General features: G+C 56.4%; 26 protein-coding genes and 1 pseudogene. 12 read left to right on the forward strand and 15 right to left on the reverse strand.

What is annotated here, in order from left to right; translation table 11 throughout:
* Positions 1-88: 88 nt before the first annotated feature.
* On the reverse strand, positions 89-556 hold the full coding sequence (locus ACL2XJ_RS21700; RefSeq protein ID WP_132921587.1) for a glycine zipper 2TM domain-containing protein: 468 nt from the start codon (positions 554-556) through the stop codon (positions 89-91).
* Between the two features lie 327 nt (positions 557-883).
* On the opposite strand from ACL2XJ_RS21700, the gene anmK reads away from it, so the two are divergent.
* The 4 genes from anmK (at position 884) to tyrS (ending at position 4,407) form a co-directional block, all read left to right on the forward strand.
* The gene (gene anmK, locus ACL2XJ_RS21705; RefSeq protein WP_413724458.1) at positions 884-1,987 is read left to right on the forward strand and encodes an anhydro-N-acetylmuramic acid kinase; all 1,104 of its coding nucleotides are present in this window, start codon (positions 884-886) and stop codon (positions 1,985-1,987) included.
* Between the two features lie 43 nt (positions 1,988-2,030).
* The gene (locus tag ACL2XJ_RS21710) at positions 2,031-2,357 is read left to right on the forward strand and encodes an MliC family protein (protein ID WP_413724459.1); all 327 of its coding nucleotides are present in this window, start codon (positions 2,031-2,033) and stop codon (positions 2,355-2,357) included.
* A gap of 58 nt (positions 2,358-2,415) precedes the next feature.
* Entirely contained in the window at positions 2,416-3,066 is a 651-nt protein-coding gene (gene pdxH / locus ACL2XJ_RS21715) for a pyridoxamine 5'-phosphate oxidase (protein ID WP_413724460.1), read from the forward strand.
* Positions 3,067-3,132: 66 nt separating this feature from the next.
* Entirely contained in the window at positions 3,133-4,407 is a 1,275-nt protein-coding gene (tyrS, locus tag ACL2XJ_RS21720) for a tyrosine--tRNA ligase (RefSeq protein ID WP_132921583.1), read from the forward strand.
* Positions 4,408-4,456: 49 nt separating this feature from the next.
* Here the strand turns inward: tyrS and gstA are convergent, their stop codons facing one another.
* From gstA to ACL2XJ_RS21780, 12 genes and pseudogenes are all read right to left on the reverse strand, one after another.
* Positions 4,457-5,077 (reverse strand): glutathione transferase GstA, encoded by a 621-nt coding sequence (gene gstA, locus ACL2XJ_RS21725; RefSeq protein ID WP_132921582.1) that lies wholly within the window; start codon positions 5,075-5,077, stop codon positions 4,457-4,459.
* Between the two features lie 138 nt (positions 5,078-5,215).
* Entirely contained in the window at positions 5,216-5,851 is a 636-nt protein-coding gene (gene nth, locus ACL2XJ_RS21730; RefSeq protein WP_203521421.1) for an endonuclease III, read from the reverse strand.
* Positions 5,848-6,546, reverse strand: a complete 699-nt coding sequence (locus ACL2XJ_RS21735) for an electron transport complex subunit E (RefSeq protein ID WP_413724461.1) — start codon at positions 6,544-6,546, stop codon at positions 5,848-5,850. Before ACL2XJ_RS21735 ends, nth begins: the two co-directional genes overlap by 4 nt.
* Positions 6,539-7,174 (reverse strand): electron transport complex subunit RsxG, encoded by a 636-nt coding sequence (gene rsxG / locus ACL2XJ_RS21740; protein WP_413724462.1) that lies wholly within the window; start codon positions 7,172-7,174, stop codon positions 6,539-6,541. Before rsxG ends, ACL2XJ_RS21735 begins: the two co-directional genes overlap by 8 nt.
* A gap of 10 nt (positions 7,175-7,184) precedes the next feature.
* On the reverse strand, positions 7,185-8,234 hold the full coding sequence (rsxD, locus tag ACL2XJ_RS21745) for an electron transport complex subunit RsxD (RefSeq protein ID WP_413724463.1): 1,050 nt from the start codon (positions 8,232-8,234) through the stop codon (positions 7,185-7,187).
* Positions 8,235-8,261: 27 nt separating this feature from the next.
* Positions 8,262-9,914, reverse strand: a pseudogene (gene rsxC, locus ACL2XJ_RS21750) (electron transport complex subunit RsxC); the annotation flags it as partial.
* Positions 9,907-10,482, reverse strand: coding sequence for an electron transport complex subunit RsxB (gene rsxB / locus ACL2XJ_RS21755; protein ID WP_413724464.1), 576 nt, complete (start codon positions 10,480-10,482; stop codon positions 9,907-9,909). The pseudogene rsxC and the gene rsxB, both read right to left, overlap by 8 nt.
* A complete protein-coding gene (gene rsxA / locus ACL2XJ_RS21760) occupies positions 10,482-11,063 on the reverse strand; it encodes an electron transport complex subunit RsxA (protein WP_413724465.1) in 582 nt (193 codons plus the stop codon). The genes rsxB and rsxA overlap by 1 nt, the downstream gene beginning before the upstream one ends.
* Before the next feature lie 146 nt (positions 11,064-11,209).
* Complete coding sequence (locus tag ACL2XJ_RS21765) at positions 11,210-11,680, reverse strand: DUF2569 domain-containing protein (protein ID WP_203521416.1); 471 nt, start codon at positions 11,678-11,680, stop codon at positions 11,210-11,212.
* The gene (gene ydgT, locus ACL2XJ_RS21770) at positions 11,662-11,877 is read right to left on the reverse strand and encodes a transcription modulator YdgT (protein WP_132921574.1); all 216 of its coding nucleotides are present in this window, start codon (positions 11,875-11,877) and stop codon (positions 11,662-11,664) included. Before ydgT ends, ACL2XJ_RS21765 begins: the two co-directional genes overlap by 19 nt.
* Positions 11,878-12,022: 145 nt before the next feature.
* Complete coding sequence (araA, locus tag ACL2XJ_RS21775) at positions 12,023-13,528, reverse strand: L-arabinose isomerase (RefSeq protein ID WP_132921573.1); 1,506 nt, start codon at positions 13,526-13,528, stop codon at positions 12,023-12,025.
* 72 nt (positions 13,529-13,600) lie between these two features.
* The gene (locus tag ACL2XJ_RS21780; RefSeq protein ID WP_413724466.1) at positions 13,601-15,286 is read right to left on the reverse strand and encodes a ribulokinase; all 1,686 of its coding nucleotides are present in this window, start codon (positions 15,284-15,286) and stop codon (positions 13,601-13,603) included.
* A 377-nt stretch (positions 15,287-15,663) separates the two neighbouring features.
* On the opposite strand from ACL2XJ_RS21780, the gene ACL2XJ_RS21785 reads away from it, so the two are divergent.
* The 8 genes from ACL2XJ_RS21785 (at position 15,664) to ACL2XJ_RS21820 (ending at position 24,120) form a co-directional block, all read left to right on the forward strand.
* Entirely contained in the window at positions 15,664-16,644 is a 981-nt protein-coding gene (locus ACL2XJ_RS21785) for an arabinose ABC transporter substrate-binding protein (RefSeq protein ID WP_132921571.1), read from the forward strand.
* A gap of 174 nt (positions 16,645-16,818) precedes the next feature.
* Positions 16,819-18,348, forward strand: coding sequence for an L-arabinose ABC transporter ATP-binding protein AraG (gene araG, locus ACL2XJ_RS21790; protein WP_132921570.1), 1,530 nt, complete (start codon positions 16,819-16,821; stop codon positions 18,346-18,348).
* Between the two features lie 17 nt (positions 18,349-18,365).
* A complete protein-coding gene (gene araH, locus ACL2XJ_RS21795) occupies positions 18,366-19,349 on the forward strand; it encodes an L-arabinose ABC transporter permease AraH (RefSeq protein WP_132921569.1) in 984 nt (327 codons plus the stop codon).
* A gap of 118 nt (positions 19,350-19,467) precedes the next feature.
* A complete protein-coding gene (araC, locus tag ACL2XJ_RS21800) occupies positions 19,468-20,403 on the forward strand; it encodes an arabinose operon transcriptional regulator AraC (RefSeq protein WP_132921568.1) in 936 nt (311 codons plus the stop codon).
* Positions 20,404-20,497: 94 nt separating this feature from the next.
* Positions 20,498-21,544, forward strand: coding sequence for an oxidoreductase (locus tag ACL2XJ_RS21805; RefSeq protein ID WP_413724467.1), 1,047 nt, complete (start codon positions 20,498-20,500; stop codon positions 21,542-21,544).
* A 68-nt stretch (positions 21,545-21,612) separates the two neighbouring features.
* Positions 21,613-22,629, forward strand: a complete 1,017-nt coding sequence (locus ACL2XJ_RS21810; protein ID WP_413724468.1) for a bile acid:sodium symporter family protein — start codon at positions 21,613-21,615, stop codon at positions 22,627-22,629.
* Between the two features lie 430 nt (positions 22,630-23,059).
* A complete protein-coding gene (locus ACL2XJ_RS21815) occupies positions 23,060-23,707 on the forward strand; it encodes a hypothetical protein (protein ID WP_413724469.1) in 648 nt (215 codons plus the stop codon).
* A gap of 35 nt (positions 23,708-23,742) precedes the next feature.
* Positions 23,743-24,120, forward strand: coding sequence for a hypothetical protein (locus tag ACL2XJ_RS21820; RefSeq protein WP_413724470.1), 378 nt, complete (start codon positions 23,743-23,745; stop codon positions 24,118-24,120).
* 78 nt (positions 24,121-24,198) lie between these two features.
* On the opposite strand, the gene add is transcribed toward ACL2XJ_RS21820, so the two are convergent.
* On the reverse strand, positions 24,199-25,209 hold the full coding sequence (add, locus tag ACL2XJ_RS21825; RefSeq protein WP_413724471.1) for an adenosine deaminase: 1,011 nt from the start codon (positions 25,207-25,209) through the stop codon (positions 24,199-24,201).
* A gap of 119 nt (positions 25,210-25,328) precedes the next feature.
* Complete coding sequence (locus ACL2XJ_RS21830) at positions 25,329-26,852, reverse strand: YdgA family protein (RefSeq protein ID WP_413724472.1); 1,524 nt, start codon at positions 26,850-26,852, stop codon at positions 25,329-25,331.
* Between the last annotated feature and the right edge of the window lie 100 nt (positions 26,853-26,952).

The following is a 26,952-nucleotide window of genomic DNA, read 5'->3' on the forward strand; positions in this document are numbered from 1 at the left end:
TTTATATAGACAGATGTGAATGATGTCGTACCATTGATTTTCACCCACCGCCTTAACAGTAGGGGAGAAATCACGACATGCCGCTGTGTCAGCGGGGCGAAACGGTCACGCCGCGTCCGTTGCCGGCCATGGCGACGCGTTGGCCCACGCTGAAGCGGGTCGGCCCCTGTTTTTGTACGACGATGATGGTTCTGCCGTCGTCTTCGCGAATGGTCAGCTCCACACCCTGGGTACGGTTCATGGCGCTGCCGACGTTCTGTCCGGCGACGCCGCCCACTACCGCGCCGGCGGCGGTAGCGACACCTCTGCCGGCGCCGCCGCCGATGGTATTGCCCACCAAACCACCCAATACCGCACCGCCGATGGTGCCGATAATGTTTGAATCTTCCCCACCCTGGATCTGCACCGGACGGACCCCAACCAGGGTACCGTAAGTCACGCTTTGAACTTCTTTGGCTTCGGAGGCAGAATAGACATCACCGGATAAGCCGTTGTTATTGGCACATCCTGCCAATGTCAAACCAGCCAGGGTGACCACGAGCAAACGTTTCATCATTGAAAACTCCTATTGTACGACGTTCGTCCAAGGCAAACCCAGACGGAACTCATGCTAATATAGCTGCGCTGATGGGTGATGCTACATCAGACAAGGCTAGTTTAGTTACTGTAGTTGATAATATTGAAAAAATCATAAACTGCGAATAAACGGACGCCAATTTGTGACTTTCGCAATGATTTTACGGCTAACCTTTTTCTTATTTCGTCATGATTTTGTAACAAGTTTAATTATTTGCCTGCTTTTGATGGTCTCATTCGGTAAAAATGTTAACGTTATTACAGTATGATAACCAAAACCCTCTTTATAAGGAACAAGGCCGGCTCAATGAAAACAGGTCGCTATGTGGGAGTCATGTCAGGAACCAGCCTCGACGGCATCGATGTGGTGCTCGCCGCCATAGATGAGCATACCGTCGCGCAGCAGGCCAGTTACACGCATCCGATTCCGCTGGACATCAAACAGCAGATACTCTCCATGTGCCAGGGGCAGGCGGTGACTTTATCCCAATTAGGGGAATTGGACACCCGGTTGGGCAGGTTGTTCGGCGAGGCGGTGATAAAAATGTTGCGCAACGCGGGGGTCAATGGGAGAGAGGTCACCGCCATCGGCTGTCACGGCCAGACGGTATGGCATCAGCCCGGCGGCGATTTTCCCTGCACCCTGCAAATCGGCGATAACAACCTGGTTGCCGCCATGACCGGGATTACCACCGTGGGAGATTTTCGCCGCCGCGATATGGCCTACGGCGGACAGGGGGCGCCGTTGGTGCCGGGTTTCCATCACGCTCTGCTGGCCCATCCCACGGAACGGCGCATGGTGCTCAATATCGGCGGTATCGCCAATTTATCGCTGTTGCTGCCGGGTCAGCCGATTCGCGGTTACGATACCGGCCCGGGCAATATGCTGATGGACGCCTGGATTTGGCGCCAGAAAGGTAAGCCTTATGACCTGGACGCGATCTGGGCCGCAGGCGGAAAAATTCATTCGGAGCTGTTGCGCCGGATGCTGGCCGACCGCTACTTTTCCCTGCCGGCGCCGAAAAGCACCGGACGGGAACACTTTAACCTGGGCTGGTTGAACCAGCAACTGAGCCAGTTTATGCCGATACCGCCGAGGGATGTTCAGGCGACCCTGGCTGAGCTCACCGCCCGGAGTATCTCCCAGCAGGTCATGTTATCCGGCGGCTGCGAGCATTTGCTGGTTTGCGGCGGCGGCGCCCGCAATCCGCTGGTGATGGCCAGGCTGTCGGCGCTGCTGCCGGGAATTGAGGTAAGTCCTACTGACAAATACGGCGTCAGCGGCGACGATATGGAGGCCTTGGCATTCGCCTGGCTTGCCTGCCGCACGCTGTCGGGTTTGCCGGGGAACTTGCCTTCGGTGACCGGCGCCAGCCGGGAAACCTTGCTCGGAGCGATTTATCCGGTCTGAACAGGGACATCGTTTATCCACATGTTCAACCGGGAGCAAAATAATGAAAAGAGCGATTTTCTGCCTGACCGTGCTAAGCGTGCTCGCCACCGGCGCCTGTTCCCGTCTGCACCGCGGCCCCGACGTGCAGGCGCTTCATTATCAATGCGGCACCACGCCGTTGACGGTACGGCAAAATAACCGGCTGTCGCAGGTCAGCCTGATACTTGACGGCAAACAGTTAACCTTGCCGCAGGTGGCTTCCGCTTCGGGCGTTCGCTACGATAACGGCCACTATGGCTTCTGGTCGAAAGGGAATCGGGCATTTATCGAGCGCGATGGACGCGTCATCATTGATGACTGCATCCTGAACGGGGAGAGCGGTAAATGATTGAGATTTTTAACCACGCGGCGCACAATAAAGCCACGGTTTCACGCTATATACCATTATGACTGAACAGAAAATTGATATCGCCGACCTGCGTCGGGAATATACCCGCGGCGGCTTGCGGCGGGCGGATTTAACGGCGGAACCGATGGATTTGTTCGAGCTTTGGCTCAGGCAGGTCTGCGAGGCGCAGCTCGCCGATCCCACCGCCATGTGCGTGGCGACCGTGGACGAGACCGGACAACCCTATCAGCGCATGGTTCTGCTCAAGCACTTCGACGCCGCCGGCATGGTATTCTATACCAACCTGGGCAGTCGCAAGGCAACGCAGCTGGCGCACAACAACCGCATCAGCCTCCATTTTCCCTGGCATAGCCTGGAGCGCCAGGTTATGGTGCTGGGTCGCGCGGAACGCTTGTCGGTGTTTGAGGTCTTGAAATATTTTCACAGCCGGCCCAAGGACAGCCAAATCGGCGCCTGGGTCTCGCAACAGTCCAGCCGCATCTCCACCCGCGGGGTGCTGGAGAGCAAATTCCTCGAGCTGAAACAGAAATTCCAGCAGGGCGAAGTGCCGCTGCCCAGTTTTTGGGGCGGTTATCGCGTGGTTATCGATACCATGGAGTTTTGGCAGGGAGGTGAACACCGGCTGCACGATCGGTTTATCTACCAGCGCCAGGACGCGGGCTGGAGCATCGACCGCCTGGCCCCTTAATCCCTTTCTTCATTATGCTATTCGCAGCACTTTATCACTCAATTTGTATATTACGGAGTTTTTTTGATGGCAAGCAGCAACCTGATACAACAATTGCAAGAGCGGGGCTTGATAGCCCAGGTAACGGATGAGGCCGCGCTTTCCGAGCGGCTGGCTCAGGGGCCGCTCTCGTTGTATTGCGGTTTCGACCCGACCGCCGACAGCTTGCATTTGGGACATTTGGTGCCGCTGCTGTGTTTAAAGCGTTTCCAATTGGCCGGACACCGTCCGGTGGCGCTGGTGGGCGGGGCTACCGGCTTGATTGGCGATCCCAGCTTCAAGGCCGTTGAGCGCAAATTGAATACCGCCGAAACGGTGCAGGAGTGGGTGGATAAAATCCGCCGGCAGGTATCGCCGTTCCTGGATTTTGACTGCGGCGAGAACAGCGCGGTAGCGGCAAATAACTACGACTGGTTCGGTAGCATGAATGTCCTGACCTTCCTGCGGGACATCGGCAAGCATTTTTCCGTCAACCAAATGATCAATAAAGAAGCGGTGAAGCAGCGCCTCAACCGCGACGATGTGGGAATTTCCTTTACCGAGTTTTCCTACAACTTGCTGCAGGGCTATGATTTTGCCTGTTTGAACAAGCAATATGGCGTTGAGCTGCAGATCGGCGGGTCCGATCAGTGGGGGAATATCACTTCCGGCATCGATTTGACGCGGCGCATGCATCAAAAAACGGTGTACGGTTTGACCGTGCCGCTCATCACCAAAGCCGACGGCACCAAGTTCGGTAAAACGGAAGGCGGCGCGGTATGGCTGGACCCGCTGAAAACCAGTCCCTACAAGTTTTACCAGTTTTGGATCAACACCGCCGACGCCGACGTTTACCGGTTTTTAAAATTCTTCACCTTTATGCCCATTGAAGAGATCAATGCCCTGGAAGCGGAAGATAGCAACAGCGGGACCGCACCCAGGGCGCAATATGTGCTGGCGGAGCAAGTGACGCGCCTGGTGCACGGAGACGCGGGGCTGGCGGCGGCGGTGCGTATTACCCAGAGCCTGTTTTCCGGCTCATTGCAGGATCTTACCGCCAACGACCTGCAACAGCTGGCCCAGGACGGTATGCCGGTGATTACGCTGCAAAACGGCGCGGATCTGCAACAGGCGCTGGTGGATGCGCAACTGGTGCCATCCCGCGGTCAGGCCCGTTCGCTGATCTCTTCCAACGCTATTGCCGTGAACGGTGAAAAACAGTCCTCGGCGGAGTATGTCTTTACGGACGCCGACCGCCTGTTTGAGCGTTATACCCTGTTGCGGCGCGGCAAGAAAAATTACTGTTTGATCAGTTGGAATTAAACGTATCGGCAGGGGACCGAAACCGGCCCCTGCGATGTTGTCGCTGGTGTTAATCAACCGCCTGGGATTCCGCCCGTTCGGCATGCAGCGCCGCAACCACGGACGGGCGAAGTTTTATCCGCTGGTAAAAATGCCCCACCGTCGGGGTGGCGTAGAGATCAAATCCCAACCGGTCGGCCCAGGTCAGCATGGTGAACAGATAGGCATCCGCTACGCTGAACCTGCTGCCGAGCAAATAATCCTGACCGGCCATTTCCCGGTCGAGATAGAGCAATTTACTCTCCATTTGCTGGTGTACCTGCTCTTTGTAGTCCGGCGGCAGGTGGGTATCGAATAACGGGCTCAGGCCTTTATGCAGCTCGCTGGCGACATAATTGAGCCATTCCATGGCCTGATAGCGTGACAGGGTGCCCGCCGGCGGGATCAATTGACGGTCCGGCACCAAATCCGCCAGGTACTGCACTATGGCCACGACTTCGGTCAGCACGGTGCCGTCGTTCAACAACAGCGCCGGTACTTTGCCCTTCGGATTTATCGTCAGATAATCTTCGCCGTGCTCGGTTTTTTTAGTGCGAAAATCCACTTTTTCAATCGTGAAATCCAGTCCGGCCTCGCGCAGGGTTATGTGAGCGGTCAGCGAGCTTGCACCAGGCATATAGAAAAGCTTCATAAACGACCCCCCACGATGATGCGTTCTCATAGAATACGTCCAACTTAGGTGGCAGGATAGCGATGGTTGCATCGCTGTCATAGTTTTTCATTCTGAAAGGCAAACAACGGCTGTTTTGCGGTAGCGCAACAGGGCAAGTCAGGCATAGACTTTTTCCCTGAACTCGCAGAGATCCTCAATCAGGCAAGAGCCGCAGCGCGGCTTGCGGGCGATACAGGTGTAACGTCCATGGAGAATCAGCCAGTGATGGCAATCAACCCGGAATTCAGCCGGCACGACCTTGATAAGCTTTTGCTCCACTGCCGCCACGTCCTTGCCCGGCGCGAACTCAGTGCGATTACAAACCCGGAAGATATGGGTATCAACGGCAATGGTAGGCCAGCCGAAGGCGGTATTCAATACCACGTTGGCGGTTTTCCTGCCTACGCCGGGCAGCGCTTCAAGCGCTGCCCGGTCTTCAGGTACCCGGCCCTGGTGCTGCTCCAGCAAAATCCGGCAGGTTTTGATGATGTTTTCCGCCTTGCTGTTAAAAAGCCCGATGGACTTGATATGGCTTTTTATCCCTTCGGAGCCCAGAGCCAGCATGGCGGACGGGGTGCCGGCCACCGGAAACAGCGTGGCGGTGGCCTTGTTGACGCTGACGTCGGTGGCCTGGGCCGACAGCAATACGGCAATCAATAATTCAAACGGCGATCCGTAGCGCAGTTCGGTGGTGGGATGGGGATTGGCCTCCCGCAAGCGGCTTAAAATGGCTATACGTTTAGCCTGATTCATGATCCTGCCTGTTCCTGTTCCTGTTCCGTCGTTTGTCTTACCGCCGCCTGACGCTGCCGGGCTTTAAGCCGGTGGTCGATGACATGTTTTCCCGCCAGCATAAATCCCAGCCCGATAAAGGCGCCGGGGGGAAGCATTGCTATCAGGAACGGGGTTTGCAGATGCAAAATGTCTATTCGCAGCGCTTTGGCCCACGGCCCCAGCAGCCGATCGGCGCCGTCGAACAGGGTACCGTTCCCCAGCAGTTCGCGGATGCCGCCGAGCACCACCAGGGCGCCGGTGGACCCCAGCCCCATAGCCAGTCCATCCAGGGCCGACAGCGCCACCGGATTTTGCGAAGCGTAGGCTTCAGCCCGTCCCATGACTATACAGTTGGTGACGATAAGGGGAATGAAGATGCCCAGCGACTGGTAAAGGCCGTAGGCATAGGCATTGATAAGCATCTGCACCGTGGAGACCACCGAGGCGATGATCATCACATAAATAGGAATACGAATCTCGGCGGGCACGAAGCGTCGCAGCGCCGAGACAGCGCCATTGGTGCAGGTCATTACCAGCGTGGTGGCTAAACCCAGGCCGAGGGCGTTGGTCACGGTATTGGATACCGCCAGCAAGGGGCACAGGCCCAATAACTGCACCAGCGAAGAGTTATTTTCCCATAGGCCCTGGCGCAAAAGTCGTCTGGCTTCACTCATTTTCTCTCCTCCCGCATGTGGCAACGCCCTGCATATCTTCCGGCAGGGTTTCCAGATAAAGCGCCGTGCGTTTCACCGCGTTCACCACCGCGCGAGGCGTGATGGTGGCGCCGGTAAACTGATCGAAGCCGCCGCCGTCTTTTTTGACCGCCCAGAAGCCATCTTCCGCCGAATCAACCCTTTTACCGCTGAAATAGGTTATCCAATCCGAGACGCGCAGTTCAATCTTGTCTCCCAGCCCCGGCGTTTCATGATGTTCGGTAACCCGTGCGCCCAATACGTTGCCGTGAAAGTCCGCGCCCACCAGTAGCTGGATGGAGCCGGAGTAGCCGTCCGGCGCCGTGGACTCTATGGCCGCCGCCACGGCTTTACCCTGTTTGCGGGCCAGGTAGAGCCGGTGGGGGTTCGCATTGCCCAGTGCGCTGTCCGTCACCAGATAGCACTCCGCCAGCATATCATTATCATGCAGCCCCGGCGGCACCACTTCATCGAGCAATTGCCGCTGCTGATTGACGGCCTGTTGCCGGATGGCGGGTTCGGTGAGGGCGTGCACCAGGGCGGTAAGGGCGGTGAACAGGGCGGCAAAGACCGCCAGGGTAATGCCGTGCTTGCGCATAATGCTCAACATCCGGCGCTCCTCATGGATGTCCGTAGGCACGGGGCTGGGTATAATGATCGATAAGCGGCACGCAGATATTCGCCAGCAATACGGCAAAAGCCACCCCTTCGGGGTAGCCGCCGTAGGTGCGGATAAGCCAGACCAGACCGCCGGTCAGCGCGCCGAATATCAGCCGCCCGCGATGGGTGGTGGAGGCGGTTACCGGATCGGTGGCGATAAAAAACGCCCCCAGCATGGTGGCGCCGGAAAACAGGTGCAGCATCGGCGGCGCGGCCTGGGGCATCAACAGCCAGGCCAGGACGGCGCAAAAACCCAGGCTCGCCAGAAAGGCGATGGGGATATGCCAACTGATGATGTTGCGCAGCAGCAGATACAAGCCGCCCGCCAGGAAACCAAGATTGACCCATTGCCAGCCCAGCCCCCCCAGCCAGCCGTTATAAAGCGGCTGTTGCAAAAGCCGGGCCGCATCGCGGCCGGCATGCAGGCCGGTTTTGTAATTATCCAGCGGGGTGGCCTGGGTAATCCCGTCAAACCCCTGGCGCACCTGCTGTAAATCCAGACCCAGGGACGTATGGCCGGAAAAAATAAGCCCCAGGGTATCCGCCAGTCCGGCGGGGTGCAGCCGCATGCTCTCTTCCGGCAGCCAACTGGTCATTTGTACCGGAAAAGAGATAAGCACGATGACATACCCCACCATGGCCGGATTGAAGGGATTATGCCCCAGGCCGCCGTAAAGCTGCTTGGCAATGATAATGGCGCACAGCGTCGCCAGGACAATGACCCACCAGGGACCCAAGGGCGGCAGGCTTAACCCCAGCAGGACAGCCGTCAGCAGCGCGGAGTAGTCGGTGAGTTTTGCCGGTACGGATTGTTTGCGCAGCGCCGCCGCCGCCGCCTCGGCCAGCAATGCGGTGATGCAGGCCAACACCACCTGAATCAACGTGCCGTAACCGAAGAAATAGCTCAGGGCGAGGAAGCCCGGCAGGCATGCCGCAATCACCTGCGACATGATCTGGCCGGTGGTTAACCGGTTATGGGTAAATGGTGAACTCGCTATTCTGAAAGCCATTTATTCCTCTTGAGGCTGTTTTGCAGCGGCGGCTTTACGGGCTTTTACCCGGGCAATGGCGGCGGCGACGGCATCCTGCTGCTGATGATGCAGGTCAGAAGTGACGCCGTCACCGTCAGCAGCAGGCCGCTGCGGCGCGCCGGACGCCATGGACACGACTTTTGTCGCGCTGGAGGGGACGGTATCACCAAGGGATACTTTTGCCGGCATCCGCGGGACGATTTCGTCCAGCTTCACCGCCGCCTGCCGGTGGCGCAGTTCTCTGGCTGTTTTTTCCCGTTCGCGCCGGGCAAGCTTGGCCTCATAACGCGCCCTGGCGGTGGCTGATTTTTCCGCTTCCCCATCGAGGGCCCGGATCTCCGCTTTTTCCCGACGGTAATAGTGCACCAGCGGGATATTGCTCGGGCAAACATAGGCGCAGGCTCCGCATTCTATGCAATCGAACAGATGATGGCGCCGGGCCTTGTCGTGCTCCTGGCCGCGGCTGAACCAGTAAAGCTGCTGGGGCAGCAGTCCGGCCGGGCAGGCATCGGCGCACAGGCTGCAGCGAATGCAGGCTTGCTCGGGCTGCGCTTTGGCCAGCTCCCCGGCGGCGGGGGCCATGATACAATTACTGATCTTGACGATGGGGACATCGAGAGACGGCAGGGTAAATCCCATCAATGGCCCGCCCATGATAACCAACTGCTCCCCTTCGGCAACAAAGCCCGCATGGCGCAGCAGATGCCCCACCGGGGTGCCGATGCGCCCCCAGACATTGCCCGGCTGTTTCAAGGCGCCGCCGGACAGCGTCACCACCCGTTCGGTAAGAGGCTCCCCGTCTATTACCGCCCGCTTGATGGCGAAAACCGTGCCCACATTCAGCATCAACACGCCGATGGAGGCCGAATGTTGGCCGAAGGGCACTTCCCGCCCGGTAAGGATTTTCGTCAGCTGCTTGGCGCCGCCGGAAGGATATTTGGTCGGCACAACCCGCAGCAGGTAATTCGGCCGCTGCGCCAATGCCTGCTCCAGGGCGGATGCGGCGGCCGGTTTGTTATCCTCGATGCCGATGAGTACGCGCCCGGGGGCGACGGCATGGGCCACCACATCAATGCCCGCGACAATTTCATGGGCCCGTTCCCGCATCAGCCGGTCGTCGGCGGTAATATAAGGCTCGCATTCCGCGGCGTTGATAATCAGGGTCTCAACGCTGCCGCCGCCGGTGATTTTGGCGGCGGTGGGGAAACCCGCGCCGCCCAAACCGGCGATGCCGGCCTGATGTATCCGATTCAGCACCCACTGGGCGCTATGCCGGCGGAAATCGGCCGCCGGCTGCAACGGGCACCAGCTGTCCAAGCCGTCGGCGCGCAGGATGATGCAAAGCTCAGCCAGCGCCGACGGATGAGCGGTGATATGGGAAGTAATAGACTCAATCACCCCGGAGGTGGGAGCATGGACCGGCAAGGTGCGCCCCAGGCCGCGGGTCAGGGGCTGCCCGCGCAGCACCCGGTCGCCGGCGGCGACGCACAGTTCACCCTCCGGTCCAAGATGCTGCTTGAGAGGGATAATGAGCTGGTCCGGCAACGGCACCGCGCGCAGCGGCGTACCGCTGGACTGCTCCTTCATTTCCGGAGGATAAATGCCGCCGTCAAATTCCCAGATGCGGTCTTTGCGCAGTTCGGAGAATAAATTAAACATGGTGCTCCAGGGAAATGACCTGAACCGGGATGCGGGAAAGATCCCACTTCCAATTTTGCGCGGTGTCCGCCAGCGGCCGCATTTCAATGCAGTCGGTCGGGCAGGGCGCGACGCATAAATCACAGCCGGTGCAGAGCTCGCTCACCACCGTATGCACCGCCCGGGTGGTGCCGATAATGGCATCCACCGGACACGCCTGGATACATTTGGTGCAGCCGATGCAGTTGGCCTCATCGATCCAGGCCACGGTGGCCACGGGGCGGGACGCCTCGCCGCCGCCGTCCAGCGGCTGCGGCTCCACGTTCATCAAACCGGCGATTTTCAGCATCACCGGTTCTCCGCCGGGGGCGCACTTGTTGATTTTTTCGCCATGGACCGCCACCGCTTCGGCATAAGGCTTGCAGCCGGGATAACCGCACTGCGCGCACTGGCTTTGGGGCAGCAGGGCATCGATCTGTCCGGCGACCGGATCCTCTTCTACGGTAAAGCGGCGGGCGGCAAACCCCAGCAGGGCCCCGCATAGCAAAGCCAGCAGGCTGAGCGCGCCGACGGCATAGACCAAGACCATCAGAATTTCACCAGCCCGCTAAAGCCCATAAAGGCCAGCGACATCAGTCCGGCGGTCACCAGGGCGATGGACGAACCCTTGAAGGGCGCCGGTACGTCGGCCACCGCCATGCGTTCCCGGATGGCGGAGAACAGGATCATCACCAAGGAGAAGCCCGCCGCGGCGCTGAAACCATACACCGCGGACTGCAGGAAGTTATGGGCAAGATTGATATTGAGCAGCGCCACGCCGAGTACCGCGCAGTTGGTGGTGATAAGCGGCAGGAAAATGCCCAGCAGACGGTAGAGGGAGGGGCTGGTCTTTCGCACCACCAGTTCGGTGAACTGCACCACCACCGCGATAATAAAAATAAAGGAAAGGGTACGTAAATAGGCCAGATCCAGGGGTTGCAGGATAAAGTCATTTATCAGCCAGGCGCAGATGGACGCCAGCGTCATGACGAAGGTAGTGGCCATGCCCATACCCATTGCCGTTTCCAGCTTTTTGGATACGCCCATAAACGGGCATAAGCCGAGAAATTTGACCAGGACGAAATTATTTACCAGCACCGTGCCGATAAACAGTAGCAGGTAACCATTCATTGCCGTACCCATTTAAAAAGACGCGGGCTATTATCCGGCATAGGTTCCCTTTCGACAACACAGTTTCCGTAGGGTTATTATCCGCCGGCGGCCGGTATGCCCTATGCCGATAGCGGATTTCCGCCTTCCGGTGGCCATGGCCGATATCATGGCTGGATAAAGGTATGCTTAACCCGCTGCGAGCGTTTTATGTAAGGCACGCCGAGAGCCGCCGCCAGCAGCGGCCAGTATAGCTGGTGCAGCGCCAACTGGTCGGTGATAGGGGAAAAGGCAAAGGCCTTCAGGGCCAATAAAACCCCCGCCAGCAGCCAGAGGATAAATATCTTGGGAAAGCGCAGGGAGCGTCGGAGCATCAGCCGCAGCGTCCAGAAGGTAAAACACCACATGGCGGCGGCGGTGAGCAGCGAGGCCAGCCATTGCAGACCGAACATGGAGTGTTGCGCGGACTGTGAAAGCGCGTCCCAGTGGTTCACCAGCGCCAGCAGGAAGATAATGATGATAAGGCTCGCGCTGATAAGCGCCACCCCAAGGTAGGCCGTCGCGACCCACAGCCAGCCGCCGATACGCGGCGGGGAGCCCGCCGGAGCGTGGCCGGCGTTCAAATCACGAACCGCCATACGGATTTAGGCACCTGGCCGAGATCGAACAGACGGCCGCCGGAGGCCAGTTCCGCCCTGCGGTGATCCGCCGCCCGGTACATATTGATGATTTCACCGCTGTCCACCAGGGAGTAATTCAGATGATCGAACAGCTTTTCCAGGCTCTCGGGGGTGTTTACCTTACGGAATTTTAATAAGTACTCTTGCGCAGTCATTGTTGAGCGTTCAGGGAAGGAAATATAAGCAAAGTAGTATATTCAGTGCGGCTCCGGTGTCCATATATTCCGCTATAAAAAGCTAAAAAAGCGCGGGGCGTTCAGGCCGGGAACGGATTGTCCCCGGCCTTATAAACAAAACGTCTTATTTCGCCGCTAGCTTATAATAGAGTTCATTCCAGCGCAGGGCCTGCTTGAAGTCGGGAATGCGGGTGTCATTATCGATAACCAGCAGTTCGATACCGTTCATTTCCGCATAGAGCCGGATATGATCCAGGTTCAGGGCCTGGCTGAATACGGTATGATGCGCACCTCCGCCCAGGATCCAGGCTTCCGCCGCCACTTCAAGGGACGGCTGGGCCTTCCAGATGGCGCGGGCCACCGGCAGCTTCGGCAGGGGATGGGGCTGCTCGATGGTATCCACCACGTTCACCAGCATACGGAACCGGTCGCCCATATCGATAACCGAGGCGTTAACCGCCGGGCCGGCCGGGGTGGAGAACAGTAGCCGCGCCGGGTCCGCCTTGCCGCCGATACCGAGGAATTGCACGTCCACGGTGGGTTTTTCTTCTTTGGCGATACTCGGACACACTTCAAGCATATGCGAGCCAAGGGCGAGGTTATTCTCCGGCTGGAAGTTATAGGTATAATCTTCCATAAACGAGGTGCCCCCGGGCAGACCGGCGGCCATGACCTTAAGGATGCGCAGCAGGGCCGCGGTTTTCCAGTCCCCTTCGCCGGCGAAGCCATAGCCTTGCTGCATCAGGCGCTGCACCGCCAGCCCCGGCAGCTGCTTGAGTCCGTACAGATTTTCAAAGTTGGTGGTGAAGGCTTTACAGCCCGCCTGCTCCAGGAAGCGTTTCATGCCCAGTTCGATACGGGCCGCATCCAGCAGGTTCTGGCGTTTTTCGCCATTGTGCTTGATTTTGTCGGTGAGGATGTAGGAAGCTTCATACTCTTCCACCAGCGCGTCGATATCGCCGTGCGAAACTTCATCCACCACGCTCACCAGATCCCCCAGGCCGTAAGCGGTAACCGAGTAGCCGAACTGGATTTGCGCGCCAACCTTATTGCCTTCGGTCACCGCCACTTCACGCATGTTGTCGCCGAACCGGGCCACCACCAAATGCTGGCTCTCTTCGCGGGCCACCGCGGCGCGCATCCATTTGGCGATGCCTGCATGGGCCTGCGGGTCTTGCCAGTGGCCCACCACGACCTGATGATTCAAATGCATCCGCGCGCCGATGAAACCGAATTCACGGCCGCCGTGGGCGGTCTGGTTCAGGTTCATAAAATCCATGTCCATGGTTTCCCACGGGATTTGCGCATTGAATTGGGTATGGAACTGCAGCAGGGGTTTATTCAGGATGCTCAGGCCGCCTATCCACATCTTGGCCGGAGAAAAAGTGTGCAGCCAGGTGAGCAAGCCGATGCAGCGGGTATCGTAATTGGCCTCGCGGCACAATGCCAGGATTTGATCCGGCGAGGTGACCAGGGGTTTCAAAACCAGCTTGACCGGCAGGCCTGCCTCATCATTCAGGCCCTTGACCACGGTCTGCGCATGTTCGGTGACTTGCCGCAGCGTTTCCGGGCCGTAAAGATGTTGGCTGCCTATCACAAACCAGACTTCGTGCTGTTGAAAATTTTCCATAATGACTCCTGTGCGTCTCCGTCAAAGGGAGGTTTCGGGCGGCGGTCTTTCCCGCGGCCCGGTTTTTGTTGGTTAATGCCCGATGGCAGCCGTTACGGCATAGGCGGGTTCAGCGATTTCGCTCCAGTGCCGGTAGCGTTCATACAGGACCTGGAATGAGGAGACTTTGTCAGGGTCCGGCTGTAGGACGCGTTCGATTTTACTGGCCATATGCTGCTGGGCCGTGGCGATATCCCCGTAGGTACCCGCCGCCACCGCGCCGAAAATCGCCGCTCCCAGGGCACAGCATTGGTCGGAGGCCACCAGCTGCAGCGGACGATTCATGACATCCGCCAGCACCTGCATGATGATCGGCGATTTGCGGGCAATGCCCCCCAGCACCAGCACGTTCTCCACCGGAATGCCCTGATCAACGAAGCACTCCATGATGGCGCGCGCGCCGAAGGCGGTGGCGGCAATCAACCCGCCGAACAGCGCCGGCGCGTCGGTGCCCAGGTTAAGTCCGGTGATAACCCCTTTCAGGCGCTGGTTGGCATAAGGAGTGCGGCGGCCATTGAACCAGTCCAGCACCACCGGCAGATGTTCCAGGGACGGTTCCTCAGCCCAGGCTTCGGCCAGCGCCGACAGCATGTCGGTTTCTATGGCCTCGAGCGCCGGCTGTAGGGAAGGATTTTGCCGTGCGGCCCGGCGCAGGGGCCAGCCCAGCACCTTGCCGTACCAGGCATAAATATCGCCAAAAGCCGACTGTCCCGCCTCCAGGCCGATAAAGCCGGGAATGACGCTGCCGTCCACCTGGCCGCAGATACCGGCAATGGAGCGTTCGCCGACTTTTTGTTCATCGGCTATCAGGATATCGCAGGTGGACGTGCCGATGACCTTTACCAGGGTATAGGGCTGAGCGCCGGCCCCCACGGCGCCGATATGGCAGTCAAAGGCCCCGCCGGCAATGGTTACGGTAGCCGGCACGCCGAGCTTTTGCGCCCATTCGGCGCTGATGCGGCCCACCGGCAGGTCGGCGGTATAGGTGTCGGTAAAGAGCGGGTATTGCAGATTTTCCGTCAATACCGGATCAAGGGCATGGAGAAACGCTTTTGGCGGTACGCCGCCCCATACCGGATGCCAGAGGGATTTATGTCCGGCGGAGCAGCGGCCGCGCCTGATTTCCTCAGGACGCGTGGTGGCAGACAATACCGCCGGGATCCAGTCGCACAGCTCAATCCAGGAGACCGCTTCCTGGCGGACCTGGCGGTCCTGGCGGGTGATATGGAGGATTTTTGCCCAGAACCACTCCGATGAATAGACACCGCCGATATAGCGGGAATAGTCGGGGAATTCACCGCTGCGGCACAGTTGGTTGATGGCTTCAGCTTCTTCTATGGAGGTATGGTCCTTCCACAAAATAAACATGGCGTTGGGATTATCGGCGAATTCCGGCCGCAGGGCCAGAACCCGGCCTTCGGCATCAATGGGGGCCGGCGTCGAGCCGGTGGTGTCCACCCCGATGCCGACGATGCTTTCCCGCTGCGCCGGCGACAAATGCGCCACCACGGCGCGGATCGCCTGCTCCATGGACTCCAGATAATCCGCCGGATGGTGGCGGAACTGGTTATCCGCGGGTTTGCAATACCGGCCCTCGCGCCAGCGCGGGTACCAGACAACTTCGGTGGCCAGCTCTTTACCGCTGCCGCAGGCAACCGCCAGGGCGCGCACTGAATCACTGCCGAAATCAAGCCCGAGGCTAATGGCCTCTTCAGTCATGCTCGTATCTCCTGTTAACCCGAAACCTGATGATGTCGATAACCATAAGGGGGTTTTAATCGGGCAGTGAGGAGACGTTAGCTGGAAGTATGCACTTTCCTGCCGCCAGTGACTGAAATGTGATGTTCCTCATAAAGTCCTTCACAGATGAATTTTGCTGTATCTATGCACAAAACTGCTGTTATTGAGAACTGTGATAACGCTCTACATTTTGGTAACACGTAAACGTTAAAACTACATCCGTCTAAAGGGCCCGATTGGATAAATGGCGACTCATAGGCCGCCTGGCAGTACCACCGGGTAAAATCTTACCGACTGATAACGCTTACACGCTTCAGCATTTCGAAGCAGAGCGATAATAATTACCGGAGAGTTCCATGCATAAATTCACTAAGGCACTGGCGGCAATTGCAGTAGCCGCTGTTATGTCTCATTCGGCTATGGCGGAGAACATGAAGTTGGGTTTTTTGGTGAAACAACCTGAAGAACCCTGGTTTCAAACCGAATGGCGTTTTGCTGACAAAGCCGGCAAAGATATGGGCTTTGACGTGATTAAAATTGCCGTACCCGATGGTGAAAAAACACTTAATGCGATCGATAGCCTGGCGGCCAGCGGTGCCAAAGGGTTTGTCATTTGTACCCCCGATCCCAAACTTGGCTCGGCGATTGTCGCCAAAGCACGCAGCTACGATATGAAAGTCATGGCGGTGGATGACCAGTTCGTCGACGCCAAAGGCAAACCCATGGTTAACGTTCCCATCGTCATGATGGCCGCCACCCAGCTGGGCCAGCGCGCCGGCCAGGAAGAGTTCAAGGAAATGACCAAGCGCGGCTGGAAAGTGGCCGACACCGGGGTCATGGCCATTACCGCCAATGAGCTCGATACCGCTCGTCGCCGCACCACCGGCGCCATGGATGCGTTAAAAGCCGCCGGCATACCGGATAAACAAATCTACCAGGTCCCCACCAAGTCCAATGATATCCCCGGCGCGTTTGACGCCGGCAACTCACTGCTGGTCCAGCATCCCGGCGTGAAACACTGGCTGATTGTCGGCATGAACGACAATACCGTGCTGGGCGGCGTGCGCGCCACCGAAGGTCAGGGATTCAAGGCGCCTGACGTTATCGGCGTCGGCATCAACGGCGTGGATGCGGTGAATGAGCTGTCCAAAAACGAATCCACCGGTTTCTACGGTTCTTTATTGCCCAGCCCCGACGTACACGGTTACAAGAGTATCCAGATGATGCATGACTGGGTAACCAAGGGCGTTGAACCGCCGAAATTCACCGAAGTCACCGACGTGGTATTGATTACCCGCGATAACTTCAAAGAAGAACTGAAGAAAAAAGGCCTGTAATTTTTAACCGACATTTTTAACGGAACAAGTGTTTGCCGGGACGGCCGAGGCCGTCCCGGTCCATGACGACGTCATTCATCAAGAGGATGTGTCCGTGTCAGTCAAAACCCCTGATAGTTACCGTAGCGGGATTGCCGGCGCACTGTCCGGATCTGTTAACGCGAGGATGTGTTCATGACAATTCAGACACCTTATCTATCGTTTCGCGGCATTGGTAAAACCTTTCCCGGCGTGAAAGCGCTGGACGATATCAGCTTCGATTGTTATTCGGGTCAAATCCATGCCCTCATGGGGGAGAACGGCGCCGGGAAATCGACTTTGCTGAAGATTCTCAGCGGCAGCTATACGCCGACGCAGGGCGAAATCCTGATCAAGGGGCAGCCGGTTCATTTCAATACCACCACCGATGCGTTGAACGCCGGGGTAGCGATTATTTACCAGGAACTGCATCTGGTTCCCGAGATGACGGTGGCGGAAAATATTTATCTGGGTCAATTACCAAACAAGCACGGTTTTGTTAACCGCGGCATTCTGAATTATGAAACCAAGCTGCAGCTGGAGCATTTGGGGCTGGATATCGCGCCGGAAACGCCGCTTAAGTATCTGTCCATCGCCCAGTGGCAAATGGTTGAAATCGCCAAGGCATTAACCCGTAATGCCAAAATCATCGCTTTTGACGAGCCCACCAGTTCATTGTCGGCGCGGGAAATAGAGCAGTTATTCCGTGTTATCCGCGAGCTGCGCGCCGAGGGACGGGTCATTCTTTACGTTTCCCATCGTATGGAAGAAATCTTTACGCTGGGGGACGCCATCACGGTATTCAAAGACGGCAAATATGTGCGCACCTTTGACGACATGACCGCCGTGGACCACGACATTCTGGTGCAGGCCATGGTGGGGCGTAATCTGGGGGACATTTATGATTATGTTCCCCGTCCCCACGGCGACGTCAGGCTGGAACTGGACAAAATAGAGGCGGTGGGGGTGAAGACTCCCATTTCCTTATCGGTACGCGCCGGTGAAATCGTCGGTCTGTTCGGACTGGTGGGAGCGGGGCGCAGCGAACTGATGAAAGGCCTCTTCGGCGGAACGCTGATTACCGGCGGCCAATTGCTGCTGGACGGCAAACCCATTTCCATCCGTTCCCCCATTGATGCCATCAGCGCCGGGCTGATGCTCTGTCCGGAAGACCGCAAGGCCGACGGCCTGATTCCGGTACATTCAGTGCGGGAAAATATCAATATCAGCGCCCGGCGCAATACCGTTAAAGCCGGCTTTTTGATAAACGATCAATGGGAAAAATCCAATGCCCTGGAGCATATTCGTGCGTTGAACATCAAAACGCCTTCAGCCGAACAGTTGATCATGAACCTCTCAGGCGGCAATCAGCAAAAGGCTATCCTCGGCCGCTGGCTGTCGGAGGACATGAAAGTGATCATGCTCGATGAACCGACGCGCGGCATCGATGTCGGCGCCAAGCATGAAATCTATCACGTGATTTACGAATTGGCGAAACGGGGAATTGCCGTATTGTTCGCATCCAGCGATTTGCCGGAAGTATTAGGCCTGGCGGACCGTATTGTGGTGATGCGCGAAGGGACGATATCCGGCGAGCTCACCCACTCGGAAGCCAGTGAACAAAAAGCCCTGAGCCTGGCAATGTTACATACAACCCATACCAGCCCCGCGGATGCGGTTGCCTGATTGTGAAGGAGTCAAAGATGTCAACGGTCACTACATCTTCGCCAAAGGCGAATAAATCGTTAAGTTTGTCTCGGGTTTGGGATAACTACGGCATGCTGGTGGTATTTGTCGTACTGTTTGTCGCCTGTACCATTTTCGTTCCAAATTTCTCCAGCTTTATCAATATGAAGGGCCTTGGCCTGGCGGTTTCAATGTCCGGCATCGTCGCCTGCGGCATGCTGTTCTGCCTGGCTTCCGGCGATTTCGATTTGTCGGTGGCCTCGGTTATCGCCTGCGCCGGCGTCACCACGGCAGTGGTCATCAATGCCGCAGACAGCCTGTGGCTCGGTGTGCTGGCGGGGCTGGTGCTGGGGGTAATCTGCGGCCTTGTAAACGGTTTCGTCATCGCCAAGCTGAAAATCAACGCCTTGATAACCACCCTCGCCACCATGCAGATTGTGCGCGGTCTGGCCTATATCATTTCCGATGGTAAAGCCGTGGGCATCGAAGATGAACGATTCTTTGTGCTGGGCAATTCCAACTGGCTGGGCCTGCCGGCGCCGATATGGATCATGGCTATTTGCATGATCATTTTCGGTTTTCTGCTGAACAAGACCACTTTCGGCCGCAACACGCTGGCCATCGGCGGCAATGAAGAAGCCGCCCGCCTGGCAGGGGTGCCGGTGGTTCGCACCAAGATCATCATCTTTATCCTCTCCGGCCTGGTATCGGCGGTGGCGGGTATTATCCTGGCCTCGCGCATGACCAGCGGCCAGCCGATGACCTCGTTGGGATATGAACTGATTGTCATCTCCGCTTGCGTGTTGGGCGGGGTATCGATGAAAGGCGGTATCGGTAAAATCTCTTACGTAGTGGCCGGGGTGCTGATTCTCGGTACGGTGGAAAACGCGATGAATTTGCTGAATATTTCACCGTTCTCCCAATACGTGGTGCGCGGGGTAATCCTGCTGGCGGCGGTAATATTTGACCGCTACAAACAAAAGGCGAAACGCACGGTGTAAGGTTTTGCGGGCCGCCGCGACGAAAAGCGCCGGTCCGCTCACAGTTTTATAACCGTTGCAGGCTATTCCACGCTCTTGCGGATATTCTCAATCAGACGACAACCTGTCCGGAGGTGAGATGTATCATAGAATGACTCACGAGACGCAATCAAATCCGCTCTTGCCCGGCTATATGTTCAATGCCTATTTGGTTGCCGGCTTAACGCCGATCATTGCCGGCGGGCCGCTGGATTTTTTCATCGATCGTCCTGATGGCATGAAAGGGTTTATTCTTAACCTGACCATCAAAGGCCAAGGAAAAATATTCGAAGGCGACCGTTCATTTGTTTGCAACCCCGGCGATCTGTTGCTGTTTCCGCCGAAGTCGGCGCATTATTACGGCCGTTCTCCGGACAGCGACTGCTGGTATCATCGCTGGGTCTATTTCCGCCCCCGGGCCTATTGGGCCGATTGGCTGGAGTGGCACAGCAAGATTCATGATGTGGGACGGCTTTCTTTGGGCAATGACAATTTGCTCACCGAGTTCGACCGCCTGCTGGCCAACATAGAGCAGACCCAGCGCTCCGGCCGGCGTTTTTCCGAAGAGCTGGGCATGAATCTGCTGGAACGCCTGCTGCTGCGCGCCATGGAAGAGGACCCGCAAAGCCCCAGCAAAATCATGGACCCGCGCATTATCGAGGCTTGCCAGTTCATCACCGGTAATCTGTCCGGCGAGCTGCGTATCGACGAAGTGGCCCGTCACGTCTGTTTATCCCCTTCGCGCCTGGCGCATTTATTCCGCGAACAGGTGGGAATCAATATCCTGCGCTGGCGGGAAGACCAGCGGGTTATCCGCGCCAAACTGCTGTTGCAGACCACGCAGGAATCCATTGCCACCATCGGCCGGGTGGTTGGGTATGACGATCAGCTCTACTTTTCCCGGGTATTCCGCAAGCGCGTGGGGGTTAGTCCGAGCGATTTCCGTCGGCGCAGCAGCGAGATCAATTATCCCGGCCGCAGCATCCAGGCCGCCAATAACTGGCAGTTGCAAAGCGAAAAGGCTATCGGAGAATAATAATTTATTGCTACTGTTGGTCCGGTAAAGATTGATTTGCCGTCTTCCCATCGAGGGCGGCTCCATCGAAAATAAGCCTAAAAGAGGAATAACGATGGCTGAAAATATCGGAATCGGACTGATTGGTTATGGTTTTGCCAGTAAAACCTTCCACGCTCCTTTGATCAAGGGCACTGACGGCCTGCGGGTGGCGGCGGTCTCCTCCAGCGATGCGGGTAAAGTTCAGGGGGATTTGCCCGGCGTAAAGGTGGCGGCGGATCCCAATGAGGTTATCAACGACCCGGCGGTCCAACTGGTGGTGATTCCCACCCCGAACGAAACGCATTTTCCGCTGGCAAAACAGGCGTTGCTGGCGGGCAAGCACGTTATCGTGGATAAACCCTTTACCGTGACGTTGTCACAAGCACAGGAATTGAAGCAGCTGGCGGAAAATCGCCAGGTGCTGCTGTCGGTATTCCATAACCGCCGCTGGGACAGCGATTTCCTTACCGCTCGCCAGCTTATCCGCGACGGTATCCTCGGCGACGTGTTGTATTTCGAGTCCCATTATGACCGGTTCCGCCTGGAGGTGAAGGACCGCTGGCGCGAACAGCCCGGCGCCGGCAGCGGTATCTGGTACGATTTGGGACCGCATCTGATTGACCAGGTCTTGGTGCTGTTCGGTATGCCGGTGGCGATAAACGTCGATTTGGCGCTGCTTCGTCCCGGCGCGCTCACCGATGACTATTTTCACGCCACGCTAACCTATCCGCAACGGCGGGTGGTGCTGCACGGCTCCATGTCGGCGGCGGCGCCCACTCCCCGCTATACCATTCACGGCACCAAAGGCAGCTTCGTTAAGTTCGGTCTCGACGCTCAGGAAGCGCGGTTGAAAAACGGTGAAGTTCCGCCGCAGCCCGACTGGGGCGTCGATACCCAGGACGGCGTGCTGACGCTGCCGAAAGGCGGCGTCATGACCGAGCATACCGTCCGCACCCAGCCCGGTAATTATCCTGCTTATTACGCCGCTATCCGGGATGCTATCCTGGGAAAAGGCGATAATCCGGTAACTCCGTCCGACGCTATTCGCGTAATGGAGTTGATTGAGCTGGGTATCTCCTCATCGGAACAGAAAAAAACATTAGCGGTAAAGAACAGTTAATGACATGGTAGGGGTTTTGGGCGATCCTGGGATCGCCCTGGTTTCGGTCGACGGTAAGGGTAGTGGTCATGTCGTGGTTGCAACGTTTACGTATTGATAAGTTTTTACTGGTGTTGGTTTCAGTGGTTATTTTGGCGTCTCTTTTCCCTTGTCGCGGCGTTTTCAAAACATTGTTTGAATACCTCACCACCGCCGCCATTGCTTTACTGTTTTTTATGCATGGCGCCAAGCTGTCGCGGGATGCCATCATCGGCGGGATGAGCCATTGGCGTTTGCATCTGGTGGTTTTCCTCAGTACTTTCGCACTGTTCCCGCTGCTGGGTCTTGCCATGAAGATTTTTCAGCCGTCGCTATTGTCCACGCCGGTCTACCTGGGCTTTCTTTATCTGTGTGCGCTGCCCGCTACCGTTCAGTCCGCTATCGCGTTTACTTCCGTGGCCGGCGGCAACGTGGCGGCCGCTATCTGCAGCGCCTCCGCCTCGAGTATTTTAGGGGTATTTTTATCGCCGGTGCTGGTGGGCCTGCTGATGAAAACCCAGGAAGGCGGCGGATCGAACAATACGCTGCATGCCATCGGTTCAATCATCCTGCAACTGATGGTGCCTTTTGTGGTGGGCCATCTGGCGCGGCCGCTGATTGGCGGCTGGGTGAACCGTCATAAAAAGCTGATTAATATTACTGACCGGTCATCAATACTGCTGGTGGTTTATACCGCCTTCAGCGAAGCGGTGGTAGGGGGCATTTGGCACCAAATCACAGGCTGGTCGCTGGTGTCGATTCTGGTATACTCGCTGATGCTGCTGGCCATTGTGCTGGTCATCAATACCTGGACCGCCCGTTTGCTCGGGTTCAGTACCGCCGATGAAATCACCATCGTGTTCTGCGGCTCCAAAAAGAGCCTGGCCAATGGAATCCCCATGGCAAACGTTTTGTTCCCGGCGGCTGCGGTGGGAACCATGGTGCTGCCGCTGATGATCTTCCATCAGGTCCAACTGATGGTGTGCGCGGTGCTGGCGCAGCGCTACGCCCGCAAGCAGGCGTCACAGCGGGAGAAAAGCGCGCTAAGCGCCACGCCCGGCGAGTAATTATAACTCTTATAATTTTGGCAATTGTTGCGACTGTAAAATTAAAAAGCGGACCGAAGCCATGGCGGCTCATTCAGTCCGCTTTTTTTCAACAATAATCTCGGATATTGATTTTGCTAAGAGGATTAATGATGCGGCCGCAGCTTATCCAAGATTATTTTCAATGGGTGATCGGCTTCTAAAAGACTTTCCCATTGAAAATACAATGAAAATAAAAAAAACACATATTAAATTGTTACATGGTTGTGAAAGATCGTATAATGAATATGGTTTGGATTGTCTTTTAAATGAGTGAATTTTCATGTAACCCTGCGTGATGTAAAGTTCCATTTTAAAGGATCTCTCATTATTTAAAGTGGAATTTCAATAATATTTAAAATTTTTTATTTCACATATAAAAATTTAATTAATCAAATGGAGATGATTAACAGTGATTCCTTCAATGGTCAAAAATAGGGATTTACCTACCTCTGCTCCCCAACTAGATGTCAAAATGGCTCCTTTAACCGTCGGCGATGTTTTGAAAATGACCCGCTTGGAGCATGGCGATCCTTTAAATCATCGCCGCATGAGACATTTCTCCTGGGTGGAGAACGAGTGTTCTTCCCTCAAGGGCCGAATCGATTACATCAACAAGACCACCTCGCGCATCATTGAGTCCATCCCGCTGAGGGAAAGCCCCGTTACGCTCGTGTCCCTCGGTTCGGGTGGTCTCCTGACTGAATATATTATACATCAGCAACTTAAAAAAGCGGCCTATCGGCAGTTATACTGGCGCGTTATCGACCTGGACTATCAAAATAGCGGCTACGAGCAGTGCCGGAAGGATTTCAAGGTTGAGGCGGGAAACGAAAATGTCAAGGCATTCACCACTGAACAGGCCTATTTTAGAAAATCGATTGACCATAACTTTTTGTCGGATAACGACAAAAATCAAGGCGCGGTTGTGGTGTTAAATGTCTCCCCACCGAGAGCGATAACAGATTCCTCTTCCACGGCGGATTATGATTCTGATTGCATGCTTATTCGAGGAAGGCCTATAGAAGAGGCCGAAAGGCGAATGGTATTTATCTGTTAATGGCATCGCCTGCGTCTAAAGAGGATCTGCTAAACGTGAAAAAGGCATTATCCGAAGGTGACTCAATCGTTTATCTGGATTGCGCCTTGAATTGCTCGGTTAATAGCAGCGGAAAGGTCGTGGTAATACACAGTCCATCACCGACTGGACGTGCTCTGAATGAGGGAATTAAGCCTTATGTGGATAAACTGGAAGGGGTGGCCAATTCTGTAGGCCGGAAAATTGACCTCCTTAACCTGAACAAATCGCTGGAAGGGTTTGTTGATGAAATGAATAGCAAAGGCGCATTTGCCTTGAAATTTCTGGTTTCTGATTATGATACAAGTTTAGACAAATTGCGCGAATATTTTCTCGACGGTAATAACCCGGTTATATTTGCGACTTTTGATAATAATGAGTGTTCTTTTACATAAAAAAGAAAGGGGAAATTCCCCCCAAGCGCTGCTCATTCATTCGGGCATTGTCCTATGAACGTTGTGCCAAACGGGGATTTACCTGCTCCCTCGGGCATGGGCCTTTTTACGCAGCATCTCCTTCTCCGCTTCGCTGATAAACGCAAGAGTCAATCCGTTTTGCTGCGCTGTGCGGATTTGCTGTGGGCTCAACCCGGCCTCGGGGGCAGCGACCCGATACTCATAATCCAGATCGATGCCCTGAACCGCCGGGTCGTCTGAATTTATTGTGGCCAGTATGCCATGCTCTAAAAAACGTTTCAGCGGATGCTGCTCGAGAGAGGGCACGGTGCTGGTTTGCACATTAGAGGTGAGGCAACTTTCGATGCCGATACGGTGCAGCGCCAGAAAATCCATCAAATGCGGATCCTCAATGGCTTTCACCCCATGCCCGATGCGCTGGGCTCCCAGCTCGTTGATGGCTTGCCAGATGCTCTCCGGCCCGGCGGCTTCGCCGGCATGAACGGTGATATGCAGACCCGCATCCCGGGCGCGGGTAAAATGCGTTAAAAACAGGCTGCCGGGAAAACCCAGCTCGTCACCGGCCAAATCCAGCGCGGCGATGCCGTCGCCGCCGGACAGGATGGCATCAAGCTCCTGCGTACAGGCGTCCTCGCCAAAAGTCCTGCTCAAAATGCCGATTAAACGCACCATCACGGGATAATCTTCGCAGCCGGCGCGTACGCCGTCTATTACCGCTTCAACCACGCCCGGCAGCGGCAGTTGATGCTTCATAGCCATATAGTAGGGTGAGAAGCGCAGTTCGGTATAATCCAGTCCCAGCGCCGCGGCATCTGCCACGTTCTCGTAGGCGATGCGTCGGCAGGCATCCAGGGATCCCAATACCGCCACGCCCCAGTCCAGCTTTTGCAAAAAGCTCACCAGATCGGGTTCGGTGCGGGTGACCTGAACATGTGCGAGCAGTCCCTCAAGATTGTCCGCCGGCAAGGGCAATCCGAATTGGCGGCCCAGTTCCAGTATGGTTTGCGGGCGGATATTACCGTCCAAATGGCGATGGATATCGGTTAACGGCAGGGATTTATCAATCATGGGAGCGGTTCTCCGAACGTGGCGGGGGATGACCGGCATTGACCGGGCCATCGGCGCCGCGAGGCTCAAATGAGGCTGTCGGGCCCCCGATCTGGCGATAGGGGGCTCTGGTTTTGCCGTTAAGGCTGCGGCACGGCCTGGGGCTGTACCGGCTGCGTCGGGCTGTCCGGTGCGCCGAACAGGCCGAACAAACCTAAAAAGTTCTGCAATGACATCTTCTGGCCGTTCAGATTCACCTGATTGTCGGCATAGTGAAAACTGCTGCTAAGAACATTATCATCCACGGTGGTCAATTTGAACATCTGGCCCATGGCCGCCAATCCCTGCACCTGCTGCTTAGCCAGTTTTTGCGCTTCATCGGCGTTATAACCCTGGATTTTGGCGAACTGAGTGGTTAATTCAGTGGCCATATCCAGCGGGATGGTCAGCTTGGCATCCAGCTTATTGACAAACCTCGCCAGTTGCAGCTCCGGCGTCGTCGCCGGCGCGCCGGGCGGCAGCTGGGACGGGTCGTTTACATTCAGCGTCAGGTTGAAGGCGCTTTCGCCCTTGCTGTTTTTCCAGCTCAGGGGGGCGATAGACAAATAGGGACTGCCCTTAAGGGCCAGCGGCAGGCTGGTAATCAACGCCTGGGTGATCTGTTCCTGCTGCACAGCCGGATCGGCGGCGCCGGTCTGCTGCATGATCTGCTGTACCTGATTATGGTACCGATCGCTGAATTGCGCGATGGCCTTGGCATCAAGGTTGGACAGCTTGACGGTCAATTTACCGGAACCGAATTCCTGACCCTGCACATGGAGCATATCCAGGCTGTAGGCGACCTGTACATTCAGCTTATCGCCGTCTTCCGTGGCGGTGGTTACCTGGGACAGGTTGTCGGTGTTGAGCATGTCCTTGCCATCAAGGTTGTAAATCAGCGATTTTACCTTAAGGGTATTGTCGCCGATGCTGTAACCCTGCTTACCTTTATGGGTATCGCTGTCGACGCTCACATCATGCAACGTCACCTGTTCCCGCTGCTGGAATTGATTAATCCCCGCCACCACCAGGCTGGAAAGGGCGCCATCCAGCGTAACCTTGTTCAGGTCGTGATCAATGGCGGCATTAAGCTGGCCGCCGCTGGAGCGGACCAGCGAATCGGCATCTTTATAATCGAGGGGGGCGAAATCGATGGCCGACACCGTATCGCCGCTATAGCCGACGCGGGTGACGGCGGATACCGGCGACTTACCCTGGCTGGCGGCTATCAGCGGCTTGACGAACGGTGTCTCGGCCAATCGGCTCTGGACAGACGCCATACTGGGGATAAACACGCCTTTTTTCAGCTGGGCGAAGGGAAAAGGACCGTGATCGACGTTTTCCCTGATGACGATTTCGTCGCCGGGTTTTAGCGGCTTATTGTCACCGGTGCTGCCGTCCGACAGCAATACCACGTTCAGACGGCTGGAGAACAGCGCCCGGTGGTAATCTTGCACCGCCAGTTTCACCCCGGCTTCGGGAAAGGTGGTTTTGATGCGGGCGTTGGCTTCATCCAGCAGGGCGGGCAACCGTTGTTCAAACTGTTTGCCGGTATACCAGGCCGAGCCGGTCCATGCCGCGCCTAAAATGACAATAACGCCGACGGCGATAAGTGATTTTCTCATTGTCGATTCATCCTTATTATTATTTCCCATTCCAAGTTGTTGTAACGAGCCAATAAACGAACCCTGCCTTATACCCTTCCTGTTACAGGCTGTCGGGTAC

This window comes from Sodalis sp. RH16, assembly GCF_047324245.1.
GTDB lineage: Bacteria > Pseudomonadota > Gammaproteobacteria > Enterobacterales > Enterobacteriaceae > Acerihabitans > Acerihabitans ligni.

Excerpts from the sequence above, each read along its gene's own strand:
- ACL2XJ_RS21700 (WP_132921587.1), bottom strand. The coding sequence starts at position 556 with ATGATGAAACGTTTGCTCGTGGTCACCCTGGCTGGTTTGACATTGGCA.
- anmK (WP_413724458.1), top strand. The coding sequence starts at position 884 with ATGAAAACAGGTCGCTATGTGGGAGTCATGTCAGGAACCAGCCTCGAC.
- ACL2XJ_RS21710 (WP_413724459.1), top strand. The coding sequence starts at position 2,031 with ATGAAAAGAGCGATTTTCTGCCTGACCGTGCTAAGCGTGCTCGCCACC.
- pdxH (WP_413724460.1), top strand. The coding sequence starts at position 2,416 with ATGACTGAACAGAAAATTGATATCGCCGACCTGCGTCGGGAATATACC.
- tyrS (WP_132921583.1), top strand. The coding sequence starts at position 3,133 with ATGGCAAGCAGCAACCTGATACAACAATTGCAAGAGCGGGGCTTGATA.
- gstA (WP_132921582.1), bottom strand. The coding sequence starts at position 5,077 with ATGAAGCTTTTCTATATGCCTGGTGCAAGCTCGCTGACCGCTCACATA.
- nth (WP_203521421.1), bottom strand. The coding sequence starts at position 5,851 with ATGAATCAGGCTAAACGTATAGCCATTTTAAGCCGCTTGCGGGAGGCC.
- ACL2XJ_RS21735 (WP_413724461.1), bottom strand. The coding sequence starts at position 6,546 with ATGAGTGAAGCCAGACGACTTTTGCGCCAGGGCCTATGGGAAAATAAC.
- rsxG (WP_413724462.1), bottom strand. The coding sequence starts at position 7,174 with ATGTTGAGCATTATGCGCAAGCACGGCATTACCCTGGCGGTCTTTGCC.
- rsxD (WP_413724463.1), bottom strand. The coding sequence starts at position 8,234 with ATGGCTTTCAGAATAGCGAGTTCACCATTTACCCATAACCGGTTAACC.
- rsxB (WP_413724464.1), bottom strand. The coding sequence starts at position 10,482 with ATGGTCTTGGTCTATGCCGTCGGCGCGCTCAGCCTGCTGGCTTTGCTA.
- rsxA (WP_413724465.1), bottom strand. The coding sequence starts at position 11,063 with ATGAATGGTTACCTGCTACTGTTTATCGGCACGGTGCTGGTAAATAAT.
- ACL2XJ_RS21765 (WP_203521416.1), bottom strand. The coding sequence starts at position 11,680 with ATGGCGGTTCGTGATTTGAACGCCGGCCACGCTCCGGCGGGCTCCCCG.
- ydgT (WP_132921574.1), bottom strand. The coding sequence starts at position 11,877 with ATGACTGCGCAAGAGTACTTATTAAAATTCCGTAAGGTAAACACCCCC.
- araA (WP_132921573.1), bottom strand. The coding sequence starts at position 13,528 with ATGGAAAATTTTCAACAGCACGAAGTCTGGTTTGTGATAGGCAGCCAA.
- ACL2XJ_RS21780 (WP_413724466.1), bottom strand. The coding sequence starts at position 15,286 with ATGACTGAAGAGGCCATTAGCCTCGGGCTTGATTTCGGCAGTGATTCA.
- ACL2XJ_RS21785 (WP_132921571.1), top strand. The coding sequence starts at position 15,664 with ATGCATAAATTCACTAAGGCACTGGCGGCAATTGCAGTAGCCGCTGTT.
- araG (WP_132921570.1), top strand. The coding sequence starts at position 16,819 with ATGACAATTCAGACACCTTATCTATCGTTTCGCGGCATTGGTAAAACC.
- araH (WP_132921569.1), top strand. The coding sequence starts at position 18,366 with ATGTCAACGGTCACTACATCTTCGCCAAAGGCGAATAAATCGTTAAGT.
- araC (WP_132921568.1), top strand. The coding sequence starts at position 19,468 with ATGTATCATAGAATGACTCACGAGACGCAATCAAATCCGCTCTTGCCC.
- ACL2XJ_RS21805 (WP_413724467.1), top strand. The coding sequence starts at position 20,498 with ATGGCTGAAAATATCGGAATCGGACTGATTGGTTATGGTTTTGCCAGT.
- ACL2XJ_RS21810 (WP_413724468.1), top strand. The coding sequence starts at position 21,613 with ATGTCGTGGTTGCAACGTTTACGTATTGATAAGTTTTTACTGGTGTTG.
- add (WP_413724471.1), bottom strand. The coding sequence starts at position 25,209 with ATGATTGATAAATCCCTGCCGTTAACCGATATCCATCGCCATTTGGAC.
- ACL2XJ_RS21830 (WP_413724472.1), bottom strand. The coding sequence starts at position 26,852 with ATGAGAAAATCACTTATCGCCGTCGGCGTTATTGTCATTTTAGGCGCG.